Genomic DNA, 13,202 nt, shown 5'->3' with positions numbered 1-13,202 from the left:
CTGATTCGTTATGTCCAATTCCATCCGACCTTGTCATACCTCGTGTCGCCGATCGGATGGCCTGTTGACTGCCCGTTCGTCGCGGACAGTGACCGAACGGCGGAGGTGTCCGGCTTCCCGCGTGCCCGAGTGGGCGGTAGAGGGTCGGCTCGTATGTGGGAAGGTCCGGCCCGGCTTCCCGCCTCCCGCCCGGCCGGGTTACCGTTCGTTCAGGTCAGGAGTGCCGGTGAAAGGTGTGCGCAGATGAGCTCTCGTATCCGGGTCGTCGTCGCGAAGCCCGGCCTGGACGGCCACGACCGGGGCGCGAAGGTCGTCGCCCGCGCCCTGCGCGACGCGGGCATGGAGGTCATCTACACCGGCCTGCACCAGACGCCCGAGCAGATCGTCGAGACCGCGATCCAGGAGGACGCGGACGCGGTCGGCCTCTCGGTGCTCTCCGGCGCGCACATGACGCTGTTCAAGCGCGTCGTCGAACTGCTCGCCGAGCGCGACGCCACCGACATCGTGGTGTTCGGCGGCGGCATCATCCCCGAGGCCGACATCCCGGAGCTGGAGCGGCTCGGCGTCGCGAAGATCTTCACCCCGGGCGCCACCACCGGGTCGATCGTCGGGTGGGTGCGGGAGAACGTCGCCCAGCCGGTCGGCTGACCCGCCGCGACCCGGCCCCTGCGTCCCTGGCCCCTGCGTTCCCGGCGCCGCGTTCCCGGCTCCGGGCACGGGGGAGGGGCCGGACGCACCCCTCACACGCCCGGCCCCTCTATGCACGATGCCCCGCCGCCACCCCTCGACCGACAGGGCATCGGCCGCTCCCGTCGTCGCGCTTGACCAGCGCGCCGACATCACACTCAACGACGCCCCCGACGGGCGGTTACGCCCCGGCCCGGACATCCCCCGGACGGCTGACGCCCGCGTGCGCCGGCGTGGCGGTGACCGGCCCGACCGACCCCGGCCTGTGCATTACCGCACACCCCGCACCCGCTCGGTTGCCGCCCGTTCCCATCTCGTTAGGCTGCGGCAAATGGCCTGTCTCATCTGATGACAGGCGTCAAACTGATTTTCCGAAGCTGGTGGCGGCGCGACGGCGCGCCGCGGAGACGGGACGGGACGCGCAATCGTGGACCTGTACGAGTACCAGGGGCGGGACCTGTTCGAGCGGCACGGCTTGCCCGTGCTCGCCGGCGGCGTTGCCACTACCCCGGAGGAGGCCCGCGCGATCGCCGAACGCCTCGGCGGCCGGGTGGTCGTCAAGGCGCAGGTGAAGGTCGGTGGCCGCGGCAAGGCCGGCGGCGTGAAGCTGGCCGAGGGCGCGGAGGAGACGGTGGCCCGCGCCACCGACATCCTCGGCATGGACATCAAGGGTCACACCGTCCACAAGGTCATGATCACCGTGACCGCGGACGTGGCCGAGGAGTACTACTTCTCGTACCTGCTCGACCGGGCGAACCGCACCTTCCTCTGCATCGCCAGCGTGGCCGGCGGTATGGACATCGAGCAGGTCGCGGCCGAGACCCCGGAGCGGGTCGTGAAGGCGCCGATCGACGCCAACACCGGCGTGGACGAGGCGAAGGCGCGGGAGATCGTCACCGCGGCCGGCTTCCCGGCCGAGATCGCCGACCAGGTGGTCGAGGTCGCGGTCAAGCTGTGGCAGGCGTTCGTGGCCGAGGACGCCACGCTCGTCGAGGTGAACCCGCTGGCCACCACCAAGGACGGCAAGCTGCTGCTCCTGGACGCCAAGGTCACCCTGGACGAGAACGCCGCGTTCCGGCACCCGGACCACGAGGCCCTGGTCGACCAGGCGTCGGTGGACCCGCTGGAGCAGGCCGCGAAGGCCAAGGACCTCAACTACGTCAAGCTCGACGGCGAGGTCGGCATCATCGGCAACGGCGCGGGCCTGGTCATGTCCACGCTCGACGTGGTCGCGTACGCGGGCGAGCGGCACGGCGGCGTCAAGCCGGCCAACTTCCTCGACATCGGCGGCGGCGCGAGCGCCGAGGTGATGGCGAACGGCCTGGAGATCGTCCTGTCCGACCCGTCGGTCAAGAGCGTCTTCGTCAACGTCTTCGGCGGCATCACCGCCTGTGACGCGGTCGCCAACGGCATCGTGCAGGCGCTGGCGCTGCTGGAGCAGCGCGGCGAGAAGGCCACCAAGCCGCTCGTCGTGCGCCTCGACGGCAACAACGCCGAGGCCGGTCGGGCGATCCTCGACGGCGCGGCCAACCCGCTGATCCAGCGGGTCGACACCATGGACGGCGCGGCCGAGCGGGCCGCCGAGCTGGCAGCTGCGGGGGTCTGACAATGGCTATCTGGCTGACCAAGGACTCCAAGGTCATCGTGCAGGGGATGACGGGTTCCGAGGGTTCCAAGCACACCCGGCGGATGCTCGCCGCCGGCACCAACGTGGTCGGCGGCGTCAACCCGCGCAAGGCCGGCACCACTGTCGACTTCGACGGCACCGAGCTGCCCGTCTTCGCCTCCGTCACGGACGCGATGAAGGCGACCGGCGCGGACGTCACAGTCATCTTCGTGCCGCCGCAGTTCACCAAGGCCGCCGTGGTCGAGGCCATCGACGCCGGCATCGGCCTGGCCGTGGTGATCACCGAGGGCGTGCCGGTGCACGACACCGCGGCGTTCTGGGCGTACAACAAGTCCAAGGGCGAGCGCACCCGGATCATCGGCCCGAACTGCCCCGGCATCGCCTCGCCGGGCGCGTCCAACGCCGGCATCATCCCGGCCGACATCACCGGCTCCGGCCGGATCGGCCTGGTCAGCAAGAGCGGCACGCTGACCTACCAGATGATGTACGAGCTGCGCGACATCGGCTTCTCCACCTGCGTCGGCATCGGCGGTGACCCGATCATCGGCACCACCCACATCGACGCCCTGGCCGCCTTCGAGGCGGACCCGGAGACCGACGCGATCGTCATGATCGGTGAGATCGGCGGCGACGCCGAGGAGCGGGCGGCCGAGTTCATCAAGGCCAACGTCACCAAGCCGGTGGTCGGCTACATCGCCGGCTTCACCGCCCCGCCCGGCAAGACCATGGGCCACGCCGGCGCGATCATCTCCGGCTCGGCGGGCACCGCCGACGCCAAGAAGGCGGCGCTGGAGGCGGTGGGCGTCAAGGTCGGCAAGACCCCGACCGAGACCGCCAACCTGATGCGGGAGCTCATGTCCGGCCGCTGAGCGGCCGTACGACGCGTACCGAGGGGGTCGACCGGGAAGCCGGTCGGCCCCCTCGCGTTCAGCGGTACCAGTACGGGTAGTACGAGTTGCCCCGGGCCCGCACGATGGCGCTGGCGACGATGTTGATCACACCGAACGCGATGGCCAGCCAGCCCAGCAACTGCGACTTGCCGTTGCGCCGGGCGTCGCGGATCGACAGCGCCCCGAAGACGATGCCCAGGATCCCGCAGCAGAACAGGCCGAAGACGATGCCGAGGACGCCCCAGAGCGTGGTCCGGTCCCGGCCGACGGCCGGTGGCGGCGGGGGTGGCGGATACGGAGCGTGCACGGCTTCCTCCGAGCGGTCGGCACCGCGACGGGAACGGTCGCGTCTGAGGCCGAGGCTAGACCGGATCACCGCCGTGGGACCGGGGTTCGGCGAACTCGCCACGCTGCCGACCGGGTATCGGACTGCCGTCCTCCGCGCGGCGTGCCAGAGTAGACACGATGTCACGCGTCACCCCTGACCAGCCCCGCCGTCCGGCCACCGGTCCCCCCGCCGGCGCCCGGCCGCCCGGCCGTGCCCGCCCGGCCGCCCGGGTGCCCGCGCCCCGATCGGGTGAGGAGCCCCGCAGCCGGGCCCCGCTGCCGGTCGCCGCCGGGGTGGCCGCGCTCTGGGCGGCGCTGACCTCCTGGCTGCCGGTCTCCGCCGTGCTGGGCCTCGCCCAGCTCAGCGAGGACGCCGGATCGTTCGGCGGCGCGTTGCGCGCCGGCCTGGCCGGCTGGCTGCTCGGGCACGGGGTGTCGTTGGGCACCACCGCCGGGCCGCTCGGCCTGGCGCCGCTCGCGCTCAGCGCGCTCGCCGTCTGGCGGCTCACCCGCGCCGGGGTGCACGTCAGCCGGGCCGTCGGCGCGCGCGGGGCCGGCTCGCCCCGCCAGGCGCTCACCGTCGCGGTCGCCGTCGGCATCGGGTACGCGCTGCTCGGCGCGCTCGCCGCGTTCGCCGTCGACGCGGGCGGCCTGCAGGTCTCCCCGGTCACCGCCGCGCTCGTGTTCGCCGCGTTCGGCATACCCGCCGCCCTGGTCGGCGCGCTGCGCACCACAGGCGTGTGGGCGCTGCTGGCGGCGCGCTGCCCACCGCCGGTACGCGACGGTCTGCGCACCGGACTGGTCGCGGCGCTGCTGCTGTGCGGCGCGGGCGCCGGGGCGGCCGGGCTGGCGGTGGCCACCGGTGGCGGCGACGCGGCCGACATGATCGGGGCGTACCGGACCGGGGTGGCCGGTCAGGCGGGCATCACCCTGGTCAGCCTCGCCTACGCGCCCAACGCCACCGCCTGGTCGGCGAGCTATCTGCTCGGTCCCGGGTTCGCCGTCGGCACCGACACCGCCGTCCGTACGAGTGAGGTCTCCGTCGGCGCGCTGCCGGCCGTACCGTTGCTGGCCGGCCTGCCGCGCGGCCCGATGGACGGGCTGGGCGGCGCGCTGCTGGCGGTGCCGGTGCTGGCCGCGATGGCGGCCGGCTGGCTGCTGGCCCGGCGGCTGCTGCGCGCGGCGGCCGAGGAACGCGCCGAGGTGGGCTGGCCGGCGCTGCTGCTGCCGGCCGTGCTCGCCGGACCGGTCGCCGGCGCGCTGCTGGGGCTGTTCGCGGCGGCCTCCGGCGGCTCGCTCGGTGGTGGCCGGCTGGCCGAGGTCGGGCCGTCGCCGTGGGCGGTGGCAGCGGTGGCCACGCTCGTGATCGGGGTGGGCGCGGTGCTCGGCGCCGCCGCCACCCGCACGCTGACCCGCACCCGCTGACCCGCACCCGCCCGGGCCGGCAGACGCGTCAGGGGCGCCCACCGGTCGGTGGACGCCCCTGGACGGCGGACGATCAGGGCTGTGCCGGCAGGCTGACGTTGGCGACGATGCCCAGGATGATCAGGATGATGCCCAGGCCGGCGCCGATCGCGCCGCAGATCAGACCGGTCTTGGCCTGGCCGTCGTTGTTGGCGAGCCCCTGCGCGGCCTTCTGGCGGCCCAGGTAGCCGGTGACGACAGCGGCGATACCCAGCGGGATGCCGAGGTAGAAGCAGCAGACCAGCGGGATCGAGGCGATACCGAGGATCATGGACACGAGGCCCAGCGTGTTGTTCGGGGTCTGACCCGCCCCGGCCGGGTAGCCGGCGCCCGGGTACTGCGGTGCGGCGCCGTACGGCTGCTGCTGCTGCTGCGCGTACGGGTCCTGGCCGTAGGCGGGCTGACCCGACGTGGGCTGGCCGTACGGCTGGCCCGAGGTCGGCTGCTGGCCGTACTGCGGCTGCTGCCCGTACTGGGGCTGCTGGCCGTACTGCGGGGCCTGCGGCGGCTGGGCGTACGGGTCGTGCGGCTGGGCGGTCGGATCCTGGTTCGGCTGCTGGCCGTACGGGTCCTGTCCGGGGTAACCGGGCTGCATGTCTGGGTGCTCCTCAGGTCGGTTCGGGTTGTCGGTCAGTTCGTGCCGTTGCTGCCACCGACGAGACCAGCCAGACCGCCGAAGAGGCAACACACCACGATGATGCCGATCCACACCAGGCCGACGATCACGGCCCACTTGGACCACTTCTTGGACTCGGCTGCGGCAGCCTGGGCGCCGGCGTAGTCACCCTGCTGAATCAGCGGGTTGACCTTCGACGCGTTGATGATGGCCGGGATCGCGAGCGGCCAGAACAGGAAGATCGCGACGATGGACATCGTCATGTTGTTGTCGATCTGCTGCGGCTGCTGCGGGGGGTATCCGGGCTGCATGGGGGTACTCCTCGGTCCGACGGCACGGCGTGCCGGATTCATCATGGGGGTGCGGGCCGGGCACGGGGCCGGACACCGGGCGACCGGCAGCGTACCGCGATCACGCCATCCGGGAGGTCACCCGATGAGCCGCCGCCCCGCGGCCGGGCCGCCTGACCTGCCCGATAGGGTTGCCCGGTGACCGAGCCCGCGTCCGTCGCCCGCCTCGTCGTCCTCGTCTCCGGTTCCGGCAGCAACCTCCAGTCGCTGCTGGACGCCACCGCCGACCCCGGGTACGGCGCCCGGGTGGTCGCGGTCGGCGCCGACCGGGACGGGATCGCCGGCCTGGACCGGGCCGCCGCCGCTGGTGTGCCGTCCTTCGTCGAGCGCGTCAAGGACCACCCCACCCGTGCCGACTGGGACAAGGCGCTAACCGCGCGGGTCGCCGAGCACCGGCCCGACCTGGTCATCAGCGCCGGGTTCCTCAAGCTGGTCGGCCCGGAGTTCCTGGCCGCGTTCGGCGACCGCTACCTCAACACGCACAACACGCTGCTGCCGGCGTTCCCCGGCATCCACGGCCCGCGAGACGCGCTGGCGTACGGCGTCAAGGTCACCGGGGCCACGCTGTTCTTCGTCGACGCCGGCATGGACACCGGCCCGATCGTGGCCCAGGTCGCCGTGCCGGTGCACGACGACGACGACGAGGACACGCTCACCGAGCGCATCAAGTCCGCCGAGCGGCACCAGCTCGTCGAGCAGGTCGGCCGCCTGGTCCGTGAAGGTTGGACGATCACCGGAAGAAAGGTCACCATCCCGTGAACGCCACTGAGGACGCCGGCCGCCGCCCGATCCGGCGCGCGCTGGTCAGCGTCTACGACAAGACCGGCCTGGCCGAGCTGGCCCGCGCCCTGCACGAGGCCGGTGTGGAGATCGTGTCGACCGGGAGCACCGCGTCGACGATCTCCGGCGCCGGGGTGCCGGTGACGCCGGTCGAGCAGGTCACCGGCTTCCCGGAGATCCTCGACGGGCGGGTCAAGACGCTGCACCCGAAGATCCACGGCGGCCTCCTCGCCGACCTGCGCAAGGACGCGCACGCCGCCCAGCTCGACGAGCACGGCATCGCCGGTATCGACCTGCTGGTCTCCAACCTCTATCCGTTCCAGGCCACTGTTGCCTCCGGCGCCGACGCCGACGAGTGCGTGGAGCAGATCGACATCGGCGGTCCGGCGATGGTGCGTGCCGCGGCGAAGAACCACGCCTCGGTGGCGGTGGTGACCGACCCGGCCGCGTACCCGGCGGTGCGGGCGGCGCTCGCCGACGGCGGTTTCACTGTCGTCCAGCGCCGGGCGCTCGCCGCCCGGGCCTTCGCCGACATCGCCGACTACGACGTGGCGGTGGCCGACTGGTTCGCCACCACTGTGGCACCGGCCGAGGACGGCTGGCCGCAGTTCGCCGGCCTGGCGCTGCGCCGCCAGGCCGTGCTGCGGTACGGCGAGAACCCGCACCAGGCGGCGGCGCTCTACACCGACCCGGGCGCGCCGGCCGGGCTGGCCCAGGCCGAGCAGTTGCACGGCAAGGAGATGTCCTACAACAACTACGTCGACGCGGACGCCGCCTGGCGGGCCGCGAACGACTTCCCGGACCAGCCGGCGGTGGCGATCATCAAGCACGCCAACCCGTGCGGCATCGCGGTCGGCGCGGACGTGGCCGAGGCGCACCGCAAGGCGCACGCCTGCGACCCGGTCTCCGCGTTCGGCGGCGTGATCGCGGTGAACCAGCCGGTGAGCGTGGAGCTGGCCGGTCAGGTCGCGGAGATCTTCACCGAGGTGCTCGTGGCGCCGGGCTTCGACGAGGGCGCGCTGGAGGTGCTGCGGGCCAAGAAGAACATCCGGCTGCTGCGGGCGCCCGCGTTCGCCACCCGGCCGGCCGAGTGGCGGCAGGTCAGCGGCGGCGTGCTGGTGCAGATGCGGGACGCCGTCGACGCGCCCGGCGACGACCCGTCCGGGTGGACGCTCGCCACCGGCGACCCGGCCGACGAGGCGACCCTGCGCGACCTGGCGTTCGCCTGGCGGGCGGTACGCGCGGTCAAGAGCAATGCGATCCTGCTGGCCCGCGACGGCGCCACAGTCGGCGTCGGCATGGGCCAGGTCAACCGGGTGGACTCGGCGCGGCTGGCGGTCAGCCGGGCCGGTGACGAGCGGGCCCGCGGCGCGGTCTGCGCCTCGGACGCGTTCTTCCCGTTCGCCGACGGCCCGCAGATCCTCATCGACGCCGGGGTGCGGGCGATCGTCCAGCCGGGCGGCTCGATCCGGGACGAGGAGACCATCGCGGCCTGCAAGGCGGCCGGCGTGACCATGTACCTCACCGGCACCCGGCACTTCTTCCACTGACCGGTCCGGCGTCCGGGTGCGTCAGCCGTCCACACGGCGGACGCACCCGGACGCCGTGCCGTTGCCTGCCGCCGGAGGCGGTTGCTAGCGTGTGCGCGGCGACGATCGACCGTCTCCGCTGTCTGTGAGCCCGGCAGGTGTGCCATGCGCGTTCGCGACCGGTTGACCGCCGTCGTCGTCACGCTGGCGTTCGTCCTGGCCGGACTGGGATCGGCTGCCGCACCCGCACCCGCACCCGCACCCGCAGCCACCGCGCCGGCCGCCGCGGTCGTCGAAGCGCTCGCCGCCGCCGCGCCGCCCGCTCCCGACGCCGCCGCACCACCCGCCGGATCGCTCGCCGCCGCGCCGCCCGCTGCGACCGCCGCCTCGGCGAGCGGAGCGAGCCCGGTCGCGCTGCGTGCCGCGTACCCCGAAACCTCCTGGTCGGAGTTTGCCGCCGGGCCCTGGCACCACCACGGCGGCGGCCTCGGTTACGCCGACGGGCCGGACGACCTGGTCCCGGTCGCGCTCCCGCGCGTGGCCGGCCCGGCCGTGCCGGAGCCCGTCGTGCCCGCGCCCCGGCCGCCGGTCGTGCCGCTGCCGCCGCGCGGCCCGCTCGCCGCGCGCGCCCCGCCGGCCGCCTGAGCCGCACCGAACCCGCAGCCCGCACCGGGACGCCGCGCTCGCGCCGCACCGGAACCGCCGCGTCGACCCGGCGGTTCCGCCGCGAGCTGCCGTCCACCGGTACGGCGGCGCGCCTCACGCCGCCGGTCCGCCTCGGGTTCGTCCCGGGTCCGCCTTCCGCACGCGTGCCCGCATCGGAGGCCCCGCCCCCTCTTCCTCCGGGGGACGGGGCCTTCGTCGTCACACCTCGGTGCGCACCTCGGCGAAGTGGCAGGCGCTGGGGTGCGGGTCCGCCGCGCGGGGCACCGCCAGCGGGTCCTGCGTCGCGCAGACCTCCTCGGCCTTCCAGCAGCGGGTCCGGAAGTGGCAGCCGGACGGCGGCTCGGCCGGGCTGGGCACGTCGCCGGTGAGCCGGATGATGGTCCGCCGGTCGCGGGCCTCCGGGTCGGGCACCGGCACCGCCGACAGCAGCGCCTGGGTGTACGGGTGGGTCGCGCGCTGGTAGATCTGCTCCTCGGTGCCGATCTCCACGATCCGGCCCAGGTACATCACCGCCACCCGGTCGGAGATGTGCCGCACCACCGACAGGTCGTGCGCGATGAAGATGTACGACAGCCCCAGCTCGTCCTGGAGCTGTTCCAGCAGGTTGATCACCTGGGCCTGGATCGACACGTCCAGGGCCGACACCGGCTCGTCGCAGACGATGATCTCGGGCCGCAGCGCGAGCGCCCGGGCGATGCCGATGCGTTGCCGCTGGCCGCCGGAGAACTGGTGCGGGTAGCGGTTGAGGTGCTCCGGGTTGAGCCCGACCACGTCCAGCAGCTCCTGCACCCGCTGCCGCCGGCTGCGCTTCGGGGCGACCTCCGGGTGGATCTCGAACGGCTCGCCGATGATGTCGCCGACGGTCATCCGCGGGTTCAGCGAGGTGTACGGGTCCTGCATCACCATCTGCATGTTCCGGCGCAGCCGGCGCAGGTCCGCCCCGGTGGCCCGGAGCAGGTCGCGCCCCTCCAGCGTGACCCGCCCGGCGGTGGGCGTCTCCAGGCGCATGAGCAGCCGGGCCAGTGTGGACTTGCCGCAGCCGGACTCGCCCACCACGCCGAGCGTCTCGCCGCGCCGCAGCTCGAACGAGACGCCGTCGACGGCCTTGACCTGGCCGATGGTCTTCTTGAACAGCACGCCCTGGCTGATCGGGAAGTGCTTGACCAACTGGTCGACGGCGAGGATCGTCTCGCCGCGCACCTTGGCGGGTTCAGCCGTCGCGGTCATCGTGCACCTCCTGGGCGAAGTGGCACGCGCTGGTCCGCCCGTCGCCGAGCACCAGGTCGTGCGGCACCTCGTCCACACAGACCTGCTGGACGTACGGGCACCGGGGGTGGAACGGGCAGCCGGACGGGATCGCCATCAGGTTCGGCGGCAGCCCGCGGATGCTGGACAGCGCCTGCCCGCGCACGTCCAGTCGCGGGATCGACTCCAGCAACCCCTTCGTGTACGGGTGGGCCGGCGCCCGGTACAGCGCGTGCACGTCGGCGTGCTCGACGATCCGGCCCGCGTACATGACCGCGATCCGGTCCGCCACACCCGCGACCACGCCCAGGTCGTGGGTGATCAGGACGAGCGCCATGCCGAGGTCCCGGCGCAGGTCGGCCAGCAGGTCCATGATCTGCGCCTGCACCGTGACGTCCAGCGCGGTGGTGGGCTCGTCGGCGATCAGCACCTTCGGGTCCAGCGCCAGCGCCATGGCGATCATGACGCGTTGCCGCATGCCGCCGGAGAACTGGTGCGGGTAGTCGCCGAGCCGCTTCGCCGCGGCCGGGATCCGGACCAGGTCCATCAGCTCGACACTGCGCTTGCGCGCGTCGGCGCGCGACATCCCGGCCCGCTCGCGTAGCGACTCGCCGATCTGCCAGCCGACCGAAAAGACCGGGTTCAACGCCGACAGCGCGTCCTGGAAGATCATCGCGATCTCGGCGCCGCGTATCTGCCGGCGTTCCTCCTCCGGCCTGGTGAGCAGGTCCCGCCCCTGGTAGAGGATCTGCCCGGCGCGCACGTACGCGGGCGGGGTGTCCAGGATGCCCATGATCGCCTGGGCGGTGACGGACTTGCCGGAGCCGGACTCACCCAGCACCGCGAGCGTCTCGCCGGCGTCCAGGTGGTACGTCACCCCGTTGATCACCCGGGCCACGCCCTCCCGGGTACGGAACTCGACGTGCAGGTCCCGTACCTCCAGCAGGTGCCCGCCGGGCGGGGTGGGTGAGGCCGGCGTGGGCCGGACCGCGTTCTGCGTCATGGCTGTGCCTGCCTCTCGCTCGCGACTGCGGGGCTCGCTGCGCTCACTCCTCGCGCTCGCACGGGTCACCGCAGCTTCGGGTCGAAGGCGTCGCGGATCGCGTCGCCGAGCATGATGAAGGCGAGCACGGTCAGGGCGAGGAACGTCGACGGCACGATCAGCGGCGTCGCCGACTCCCGCATGTGCACCCGGCCGGCGTCGATGTCGATGCCCCAGGAGATGGTCGGCGCCTTCAGGCCGATGCCGAGGAAGCTCAGCGTCGCCTCGGCCGCGATGAACGACCCGAGCGCGATGGTGAGCACCACGATGGCCGGGGCGAGCGCGTTCGGCAGGATGTGCCGCCACATGATCCGGCCGTTGCCGGCCCCGAGCATCCGGGCGGCTGCCACGTAGTCCTGCTCCCGGGCGGTGATCACCGAGGAGCGGACCACCCGGGCCGCCGTGGTCCACCCGAGCAGCGCCAGGACGAGGATCACCGCGAACAGCCGTACCGTGTCGCCGCTGGTGCTGACGCGCTTGAGCAGGACGATCGCGGCCAGCAGCAGCGGGATGCCGAGCACGATGTCGATCACCCGGGACAGCACCGCGTCGACCCACCCGCCGAAGTAGCCGGCGAGCATGCCGACGACTAGCGCGATCACGCCGGTGATCAGCGCGGAGAGCGCGCCGACGAGCAGCGAGGCACGGGCGCCGTAGACCGCGCGGGCGAACGTGTCGCAGCCCTGGAAGTCGTACCCGAAGATCGCCCCGCCGGACGGCCCGGCGTGCTGCCGCGACAGCACGCAGTCGCGCGGGTCGTTGGCGGCGAACAGCCCGGGCGCCACTGCCATCGCGGCGACCAGCACCACCAGGAGCAGGCTGATCCAGAAGACCGGGTTGCGGCGCAGGTCCCGCCAGGCGTCACCGGCCAGGCTGCGGGCCCGGTCCGGCCGCCCGGCCCGGCCGGGTGTGCCCGGCTCGCCGGAGACGCCGCGCCGCGCGGCCTGGTTCTCCGTGGCCGCCACCGTCTCGAAGTCACTCATAGCGGATCCTCGGGTCGAGTACGGCGTAGAGCACGTCCACCACCAGGTTGGACAGCAGGTAGACCACGACGAGCACGCTGACGATGCCGACCACCAGTGGGCCGTCCTCGGTGCGGATGCCGCGGAACAGGTTGAAGCCGACGCCCGGGACGTTGAACACGCCCTCGGTGATGATCGCGCCGCCCATCAGGTTGCCCAGCTCGACGCCGAGGAAGGTGACCACCGGGATGAGCGAGTTGCGCAGCACGTGCACGCCGACGATCCGGCGTCGCCGCAGGCCCTTGGAGCGGGCGGTCCGGACGTAGTCGGCGCGCAGGTTCTCGGTCACCGAGGTACGCGTCAGCCGCAGCGCGGTGGCCAGGGACAGCGAGCCGAGCACGATTCCGGGCAGCAGCAGCGCGTAGAAGGACGGCTGGGCTCCGGCGGTGGGCGGGAAGACCGGCCACCGGACACCGAGGAAGTACTGGGCCAGCGGGGCCAGCACGATCGTGGGGATGCCGAGCACCAGCAGCGTGAGCACGAGCGTGGCGTGGTCGAACACGCCGGAGCGCCGGATCGCCGCGATCACGCCCGAGGTCACCCCGAAGATCACCGTCACGGCCATCGCGATCACGGCGAGCTTCACGGTGACCGGCCAGGCGGCGGCGAGGATGTCGCTGATCTGCCGCCCGGTCAGCGACTGCCCGAGGTCGCCCCGGACCAGGCCGCCCAGATAGTCGAAGTAGCGGTAGAAGAAGCCGCCGACGCCTGTCGCGTCCAGGTGGTACTTCTCGGTCAGGTAGGCCCGCTGCGCGGCGGTCACCGGCCGCTCCCCGGCGAGGGCCTGGATCGGATCGCCCTGCCCGGCGAACATCAGCGCGTAGACGATCAGAGTGGTCCCGAAGAAGGCGAGGACCATCTGGAGCAGTCGCCGCAGGATGAACCGGAGCATGCTGGCAAGTCTGCCGAAACCGGGCGAATGGTGTGCCGATGCGAGGGCCGGGCCACCCGGTGGGG

Annotated in this window: 14 protein-coding genes; 7 read left to right on the top strand and 7 right to left on the bottom strand. The window is 73.0% G+C overall.

The genetic code is table 11. The annotated features are described in order from the left end of the window. Positions 1-243 precede the first annotated feature (243 nt). The 3 genes from GA0070562_RS23730 to sucD all read left to right on the top strand — a co-directional run bounded on the left by GA0070562_RS23730 (position 244) and on the right by sucD (position 3,183). The gene (locus GA0070562_RS23730; RefSeq protein WP_091426178.1) at positions 244-648 is read left to right on the top strand and encodes a coenzyme B12-dependent isobutyryl CoA mutase small subunit; all 405 of its coding nucleotides are present in this window, start codon (positions 244-246) and stop codon (positions 646-648) included. Between the two features lie 466 nt (positions 649-1,114). Beyond that, on the top strand, positions 1,115-2,293 hold the full coding sequence (gene sucC, locus GA0070562_RS23725) for an ADP-forming succinate--CoA ligase subunit beta (protein WP_091426175.1): 1,179 nt from the start codon (positions 1,115-1,117) through the stop codon (positions 2,291-2,293). Positions 2,294-2,295: 2 nt separating this feature from the next. Then, entirely contained in the window at positions 2,296-3,183 is an 888-nt protein-coding gene (gene sucD, locus GA0070562_RS23720; protein WP_091426173.1) for a succinate--CoA ligase subunit alpha, read from the top strand. 58 nt (positions 3,184-3,241) lie between these two features. On the opposite strand, the gene GA0070562_RS23715 is transcribed toward sucD, so the two are convergent. After that, positions 3,242-3,511, bottom strand: a complete 270-nt coding sequence (locus GA0070562_RS23715; protein WP_043328358.1) for a hypothetical protein — start codon at positions 3,509-3,511, stop codon at positions 3,242-3,244. Between the two features lie 158 nt (positions 3,512-3,669). Here GA0070562_RS23715 and GA0070562_RS23710 point away from each other — a divergent pair, with 158 nt between their 5' ends. Next, on the top strand, positions 3,670-4,956 hold the full coding sequence (locus GA0070562_RS23710; RefSeq protein ID WP_091426171.1) for a cell division protein PerM: 1,287 nt from the start codon (positions 3,670-3,672) through the stop codon (positions 4,954-4,956). Between the two features lie 73 nt (positions 4,957-5,029). Here the strand turns inward: GA0070562_RS23710 and GA0070562_RS23705 are convergent, their stop codons facing one another. Further along, positions 5,030-5,590 carry a DUF4190 domain-containing protein gene (locus tag GA0070562_RS23705; RefSeq protein ID WP_091426167.1) on the bottom strand — a complete coding sequence of 187 codons (561 nt, stop codon included), beginning with the start codon at positions 5,588-5,590 and terminating at the stop codon, positions 5,030-5,032. 35 nt (positions 5,591-5,625) lie between these two features. Beyond that, a complete protein-coding gene (locus GA0070562_RS23700; RefSeq protein ID WP_091426165.1) occupies positions 5,626-5,922 on the bottom strand; it encodes a CD225/dispanin family protein in 297 nt (98 codons plus the stop codon). A 177-nt stretch (positions 5,923-6,099) separates the two neighbouring features. Between GA0070562_RS23700 and purN the strand changes: the two genes are divergently transcribed. The 3 genes from purN to GA0070562_RS23685 all read left to right on the top strand — a co-directional run bounded on the left by purN (position 6,100) and on the right by GA0070562_RS23685 (position 8,915). Continuing rightward, a complete protein-coding gene (gene purN, locus GA0070562_RS23695; protein ID WP_091426163.1) occupies positions 6,100-6,720 on the top strand; it encodes a phosphoribosylglycinamide formyltransferase in 621 nt (206 codons plus the stop codon). Continuing rightward, the gene (purH, locus tag GA0070562_RS23690; protein ID WP_091426160.1) at positions 6,717-8,291 is read left to right on the top strand and encodes a bifunctional phosphoribosylaminoimidazolecarboxamide formyltransferase/IMP cyclohydrolase; all 1,575 of its coding nucleotides are present in this window, start codon (positions 6,717-6,719) and stop codon (positions 8,289-8,291) included. The genes purN and purH overlap by 4 nt, the downstream gene beginning before the upstream one ends. A 144-nt stretch (positions 8,292-8,435) precedes the next feature. After that, complete coding sequence (locus GA0070562_RS23685) at positions 8,436-8,915, top strand: hypothetical protein (protein ID WP_091426156.1); 480 nt, start codon at positions 8,436-8,438, stop codon at positions 8,913-8,915. Between the two features lie 219 nt (positions 8,916-9,134). Here the strand turns inward: GA0070562_RS23685 and GA0070562_RS23680 are convergent, their stop codons facing one another. The 4 genes from GA0070562_RS23680 to GA0070562_RS23665 form a co-directional block, all read right to left on the bottom strand. Then, positions 9,135-10,163 carry an ABC transporter ATP-binding protein gene (locus tag GA0070562_RS23680; RefSeq protein WP_091426154.1) on the bottom strand — a complete coding sequence of 343 codons (1,029 nt, stop codon included), beginning with the start codon at positions 10,161-10,163 and terminating at the stop codon, positions 9,135-9,137. Next, on the bottom strand, positions 10,147-11,184 hold the full coding sequence (locus GA0070562_RS23675; RefSeq protein WP_091426151.1) for an ABC transporter ATP-binding protein: 1,038 nt from the start codon (positions 11,182-11,184) through the stop codon (positions 10,147-10,149). The genes GA0070562_RS23680 and GA0070562_RS23675 overlap by 17 nt, the downstream gene beginning before the upstream one ends. A gap of 65 nt (positions 11,185-11,249) precedes the next feature. Further along, positions 11,250-12,206: an ABC transporter permease gene (locus GA0070562_RS23670; RefSeq protein WP_091426149.1), complete on the bottom strand. Its 957-nt coding sequence runs from the start codon at positions 12,204-12,206 to the stop codon at positions 11,250-11,252. Beyond that, positions 12,199-13,137, bottom strand: a complete 939-nt coding sequence (locus GA0070562_RS23665) for an ABC transporter permease (protein WP_091426147.1) — start codon at positions 13,135-13,137, stop codon at positions 12,199-12,201. Before GA0070562_RS23665 ends, GA0070562_RS23670 begins: the two co-directional genes overlap by 8 nt. Positions 13,138-13,202: the final 65 nt, after the last annotated feature.

Source organism: Micromonospora tulbaghiae (genome assembly GCF_900091605.1).
GTDB classification, from domain to species: Bacteria; Actinomycetota; Actinomycetes; order Mycobacteriales; family Micromonosporaceae; genus Micromonospora; species Micromonospora tulbaghiae.
The sequence above is the reverse complement of the archived record's forward strand: the minus strand, read 5'-3'. Positions and strand labels throughout refer to the sequence as shown.

What these genes read in the sequence shown, in the direction of transcription:
- GA0070562_RS23675 (WP_091426151.1), bottom strand. Translation starts at nt 11,184, where the DNA reads ATGACGCAGAACGCGGTCCGGCCCACGCCGGCCTCACCCACCCCGCCC.
- GA0070562_RS23665 (WP_091426147.1), bottom strand. Translation starts at nt 13,137, where the DNA reads ATGCTCCGGTTCATCCTGCGGCGACTGCTCCAGATGGTCCTCGCCTTC.
- GA0070562_RS23730 (WP_091426178.1), top strand. Translation starts at nt 244, where the DNA reads ATGAGCTCTCGTATCCGGGTCGTCGTCGCGAAGCCCGGCCTGGACGGC.
- GA0070562_RS23710 (WP_091426171.1), top strand. Translation starts at nt 3,670, where the DNA reads ATGTCACGCGTCACCCCTGACCAGCCCCGCCGTCCGGCCACCGGTCCC.
- GA0070562_RS23670 (WP_091426149.1), bottom strand. Translation starts at nt 12,206, where the DNA reads ATGAGTGACTTCGAGACGGTGGCGGCCACGGAGAACCAGGCCGCGCGG.
- sucD (WP_091426173.1), top strand. Translation starts at nt 2,296, where the DNA reads ATGGCTATCTGGCTGACCAAGGACTCCAAGGTCATCGTGCAGGGGATG.
- GA0070562_RS23700 (WP_091426165.1), bottom strand. Translation starts at nt 5,922, where the DNA reads ATGCAGCCCGGATACCCCCCGCAGCAGCCGCAGCAGATCGACAACAAC.
- GA0070562_RS23705 (WP_091426167.1), bottom strand. Translation starts at nt 5,590, where the DNA reads ATGCAGCCCGGTTACCCCGGACAGGACCCGTACGGCCAGCAGCCGAAC.
- GA0070562_RS23680 (WP_091426154.1), bottom strand. Translation starts at nt 10,163, where the DNA reads ATGACCGCGACGGCTGAACCCGCCAAGGTGCGCGGCGAGACGATCCTC.
- GA0070562_RS23685 (WP_091426156.1), top strand. Translation starts at nt 8,436, where the DNA reads ATGCGCGTTCGCGACCGGTTGACCGCCGTCGTCGTCACGCTGGCGTTC.